The sequence below is a fragment of the Syntrophorhabdus sp. genome, assembly GCA_012719415.1.
Taxonomy (GTDB): domain Bacteria; phylum Desulfobacterota; class Syntrophorhabdia; order Syntrophorhabdales; family Syntrophorhabdaceae; genus Delta-02.
Window position 1 is genome coordinate 1 of the sequence record JAAYAK010000013.1, and the last position, 3,683, is coordinate 3,683.

11 protein-coding genes are annotated in these 3,683 nt (G+C 56.1%); all 11 read right to left on the reverse strand.

The window, feature by feature from the left end:
* Positions 1-105 precede the first annotated feature (105 nt).
* Positions 106-309, reverse strand: coding sequence for a hypothetical protein (locus GXX82_00530; protein NLT21511.1), 204 nt, complete (start codon positions 307-309; stop codon positions 106-108).
* Complete coding sequence (locus GXX82_00535; protein ID NLT21512.1) at positions 306-626, reverse strand: type II toxin-antitoxin system PemK/MazF family toxin; 321 nt, start codon at positions 624-626, stop codon at positions 306-308. The genes GXX82_00530 and GXX82_00535 overlap by 4 nt, the downstream gene beginning before the upstream one ends.
* Positions 613-846 (reverse strand): hypothetical protein, encoded by a 234-nt coding sequence (locus GXX82_00540; protein ID NLT21513.1) that lies wholly within the window; start codon positions 844-846, stop codon positions 613-615. Before GXX82_00540 ends, GXX82_00535 begins: the two co-directional genes overlap by 14 nt.
* A gap of 258 nt (positions 847-1,104) precedes the next feature.
* A complete protein-coding gene (locus GXX82_00545; protein ID NLT21514.1) occupies positions 1,105-1,551 on the reverse strand; it encodes a hypothetical protein in 447 nt (148 codons plus the stop codon).
* A gap of 4 nt (positions 1,552-1,555) precedes the next feature.
* Entirely contained in the window at positions 1,556-2,137 is a 582-nt protein-coding gene (locus tag GXX82_00550; protein NLT21515.1) for a SocA family protein, read from the reverse strand.
* Positions 2,134-2,316, reverse strand: coding sequence for a hypothetical protein (locus GXX82_00555; GenBank protein ID NLT21516.1), 183 nt, complete (start codon positions 2,314-2,316; stop codon positions 2,134-2,136). The genes GXX82_00550 and GXX82_00555 overlap by 4 nt, the downstream gene beginning before the upstream one ends.
* Positions 2,317-2,355: 39 nt before the next feature.
* Complete coding sequence (locus GXX82_00560) at positions 2,356-2,649, reverse strand: type II toxin-antitoxin system RelE/ParE family toxin (GenBank protein NLT21517.1); 294 nt, start codon at positions 2,647-2,649, stop codon at positions 2,356-2,358.
* A gap of 3 nt (positions 2,650-2,652) precedes the next feature.
* On the reverse strand, positions 2,653-2,880 hold the full coding sequence (locus tag GXX82_00565; GenBank protein ID NLT21518.1) for a ribbon-helix-helix protein, CopG family: 228 nt from the start codon (positions 2,878-2,880) through the stop codon (positions 2,653-2,655).
* Between the two features lie 75 nt (positions 2,881-2,955).
* Positions 2,956-3,222: a TraY domain-containing protein gene (locus tag GXX82_00570; protein ID NLT21519.1), complete on the reverse strand. Its 267-nt coding sequence runs from the start codon at positions 3,220-3,222 to the stop codon at positions 2,956-2,958.
* A gap of 4 nt (positions 3,223-3,226) precedes the next feature.
* Complete coding sequence (locus GXX82_00575; GenBank protein ID NLT21520.1) at positions 3,227-3,403, reverse strand: hypothetical protein; 177 nt, start codon at positions 3,401-3,403, stop codon at positions 3,227-3,229.
* A 21-nt stretch (positions 3,404-3,424) separates the two neighbouring features.
* The coding region (locus GXX82_00580; protein NLT21521.1) for a hypothetical protein at positions 3,425-3,683 on the reverse strand (259 nt) is incomplete at its 5' end.

The window sequence follows — 3,683 nt, forward strand, 5'->3', positions numbered from 1 at the left end:
CATTGATTTATATATAATTATCGTCATGGTACTATTTTTGTCAATATAAAATTGAACGTTGTTCTGATACCCTGGACATTCTTGGGCAATTTCACAGCCTGAGCTCTATTTCTCCTCCCTCACCGCCGGCGACTGCTTCCCGAACACCTGCACGGCGATCCACCCCTCGCCCCCCTCCAGCCGGCCCTTCACGACCGCCACTCCTATCTCTTCGAACTCCCCGGACAGGAGGTTCTTCCTGTGCCCGGGGCTCTGCATCCACCCATTGACGATCTTCTGGTTGGTCAGGAAGGAGCCCGATCTGATCACAGCACCAGCACCTGGCGAAGGCCCTTCTCTATTTCCGCCAGGTCCTCCCTGGAGATCTCCTCTGCCTTCTCCACAAGACGACTCTTGTCCACCGCCCTGATCTGGTCACACACCGCAACGGCCTTTCTGCCAAGGCATGTAACCGGGATGGCCAATGGGGGTCTTGGCTTGCCGACGGAAGAAAGGGGAACAACAACAACGGTTCGTCTTGCTTCATTGACGGGCGTTGCGCCGATGATCACGCACGGGCGTCTCTTCCTGATCTCGGAACCGGTTGACGGATTGAGATTCACCCAGTATATGTCACCACGTTTCATCGTCTATGCCGTTTCCCGCGGTCACGTCCCAGTCTTTCATCTCCTCGCTGAGGGCCTGGTCATTCTCAACGTCGAGGGCACACTGATAGAGATCCTCTTCCCGGCGCTTCACCTCGGTCTCGAGAAGGTCCGCCAGGACCTTGCTACGCTGGCCGGGAGGTATAACGGCCTTCATCCTTTCGGCCAGACGGTCTGGCAATGAAAGAAGAACTTTCTGCATGGCATCCTCCATATTGCATCGTATATCCTATATAGTATATACGATGTGGGCTTGAAAGGGCAAGATTTTCGGAAAGGAAGAGAAGCATCGCGGAATTGAGGGCAGGGGCCGGTCTCCCGGCCCCGCGCCACAGGTGCAACGACCATGTGGGTAGCTATTAGCAAGAATGCGGCCGGGCGGCCCTATGTCCAGCGAACCGCTCATGCAGCTCTCCCAACCGCAGGAAAAGCCTACCTCGGGACAGGGGCGGTGTCAAGCTTATGGCATTTTCAGCGACGTGATCCCGGCATCGTTGAAGCTCCTGTGGACATCCTTGAGCACGGCCCTGGAGAAGTACTGGGACCTGAAAAGCTTATTGTAGAGTTCCCTCATCTGCTGTTCCGTCAGGGATCCCTTGGCCTCAATATCGGGGTTGTTGGGTAGCGTTCCTGCGGCGATTGAGTACGTCCCTTCATCCACGTCCACGATACACTCCTGATCGAAGGGCGAACTGTTGGGGTGGTACCGGCACGCGGAGTGGCCGTGCTTTACCCCGCCGGGATCGGTGGACGCCAGGTTCGTAGTGGCTGTGAGAAGATAGGCCGTTACCGGCGTGCTGAGCTTTCCCGTATCCCCGAGATAGACAAACCACCTCGGCTTGATGTCGTCACCGCCATACTTTGGATTGGGGAAATTGTTCCAGCGAAATACGTCCCCCGCCTGCATCCGGTCAGGCGCCTGACTTTGCAAGAGCTTCGGCGGTCAGGAAACACTCCTCCGCGAAGGAGAGGTCCTCCGGTTTCTTGGTCCTGGGATCCTTGTCAAATGTCAGGGAGTAATCGATCAGGGAGTTCTTCTTCTTGGCCCAGGTCTTCTTCCAGGCCTTGATCCGTTCATGGGAGGCGTCACTCCTCAGGCCGGCCTTGATGGATCTGTCCGCGAAGATCTCGATGATGCGTTTCATCTTCGTCTTCTCATACTCGGAGAAATAGTCCAGGTCGGGTTTTCCATGAGCGATGACGAGGAACTTCTCTCTGGATGAAAGCTCGTCTTTCTGCGCGACAAACTCGAAGCACTCTGTCTTCAGGGAACGCCGGGCACCATAGATCTCGATGGGCACAGGGCCCCTCTCCATCGCTATGTAGTCCAGGCCGAGGGCGGGCCTGCCGGTCTCCTCGAAGGTCTCAAAGTCCAGGAAGGCGAGGCATTTATAGAGAGAAGCCTCGTCGAGGGAGCGTCCTGTCTTCTTCTGATGCACCGCGGCGAAGAAGCAGATGGCATTCTCGATCTTCTCTTTCTGGTAGGGTATCATTCAACTGTCCCGGATTCTCCGTGGCCAGAATCGCCCGTCTTCACCTTCCGATAGTTCGCCATCATCCTGTCGTACTCTTCCCGGGGCGCCGGCTCCCGCTCGTTCCGCCTGATCTTCTCTACGAACCTCCTGGCATCCTTGCCATGGAGAACAGGAGTCTCTTTGATGATCGTTGCCATGTTTGTATCTCCTTCATTTTTCCGGGCCGCTGGTCGGGGCTATCTCTTTGAATCTTTGGTCCTCTTTTTCTCCATGACCCGGTAGACTTCTTTCCGGTGAATGATCCCGAGGATGAGAATATCACTGTCCCGAACGCGGAAAACCACGCGGTAGTCGCCGACACGGAGCTTCCAGTAACCTTTCAGGGTTCGCCTGAGGGGCTCGCCGTACTCCTCCGGCGCCGTGAGGAGCCGTGTCTCTATGGCCTCTCTTATCCTGGCGGCTGTCCGTTTGTCGAGCTTCGGCAGGTCCTCGGTCTTTACGGATGGATGGTACCTGAGCGTGTAGCCCATGTGTCAGCTCCACACGTCCTCGTGCGTCAGAGCCTCTCCGGTCCCGAAGGTCTTCTCCCGGCCTTCGGCAAATGCGGCAAGGGCCACGTCCTCGCGGAGCTCGATCGCTTCCCGGACCAGGTCCCTTACGACCATGGATTTGGACAGCCCTTGTCTTTTCGCTATCTCGCCCACGGCCGCGTAAAGGGGTTTCTCCAATACAACATTGACCCTCGCGTTCTTGGTCGGCATGACAACTCCTTTCGGCGATAAGTGTAACACTTGTGGTACACATCGTCAAGTTCCTTTGCTGCGGCCCTGGAAAACTCAACCTTCCAGGTCATACCGGCTCATGATCTCTTCGATGGGAATGGTTTTGCTCCTGCCGGTTCGTATGTCTTCCAGTCTTTTCTCCGCCAGGTAAATATCTTCGAGGTCTTCGATATATTCGGTTATTGCGGCCCTGGCATAAAAGGTTTTCGTTCTTCCCGTCTTCTTCGCCAGGTCCTCAAGGCGTTTTTCGATCTCCGGTGAAAGTCTTATTACAAGCGTATTTATGCCTCCTGCTGTGTTAGTATGGCAGGAATCTTCCATAGCATCAAGGTTCGTGGCCGGCAGCTCTTTCCTGGGAATCCTCTATCTCCACGATCTGCAGTATCTCCCCGCCGCGCTGGATGAAGATCCACCGGGCCTGGCCTTTGCTCTCCGCCTCGATGTCGACGCTTGCCGTCTCGCCGGTCGGTTTTTTCCAGGTGGTGCGGAAGGGGCGCTTCATACTCACACTCCTGTCATGTGTTCAATCGCCCATTGTGAGATCTGGGCCGTTCCACGCAGCCGGCTCCATCAGTAGGGATCTTGCCAGGCGATGGTCCTCTCCGATTCGTTTGATCTCCTCCGGAGGAATTCCCGCTTCCCGGGCATATTGGGGCCACCGGGCAACGGCATCGTCAACCTGCTCGATTATCTCCTCCGCTCTTCCTATGCTGAACCTGTTCGCAACTGCCAGCAGGTCGCTGCGGGAGATGTCGGAGAACTTCCCGTTGATGGCCATGAGA

Coding starts and splice junctions, on each gene's coding strand:
- GXX82_00535 (NLT21512.1), bottom strand. CDS start 626: ATGAAACGTGGTGACATATACTGGGTGAATCTCAATCCGTCAACCGGT.
- GXX82_00540 (NLT21513.1), bottom strand. CDS start 846: ATGCAGAAAGTTCTTCTTTCATTGCCAGACCGTCTGGCCGAAAGGATG.
- GXX82_00545 (NLT21514.1), bottom strand. CDS start 1,551: ATGCAGGCGGGGGACGTATTTCGCTGGAACAATTTCCCCAATCCAAAG.
- GXX82_00550 (NLT21515.1), bottom strand. CDS start 2,137: ATGATACCCTACCAGAAAGAGAAGATCGAGAATGCCATCTGCTTCTTC.
- GXX82_00555 (NLT21516.1), bottom strand. CDS start 2,316: ATGGCAACGATCATCAAAGAGACTCCTGTTCTCCATGGCAAGGATGCC.
- GXX82_00560 (NLT21517.1), bottom strand. CDS start 2,649: ATGGGCTACACGCTCAGGTACCATCCATCCGTAAAGACCGAGGACCTG.
- GXX82_00565 (NLT21518.1), bottom strand. CDS start 2,880: ATGCCGACCAAGAACGCGAGGGTCAATGTTGTATTGGAGAAACCCCTT.
- GXX82_00570 (NLT21519.1), bottom strand. CDS start 3,222: ATGGAAGATTCCTGCCATACTAACACAGCAGGAGGCATAAATACGCTT.
- GXX82_00575 (NLT21520.1), bottom strand. CDS start 3,403: ATGAAGCGCCCCTTCCGCACCACCTGGAAAAAACCGACCGGCGAGACG.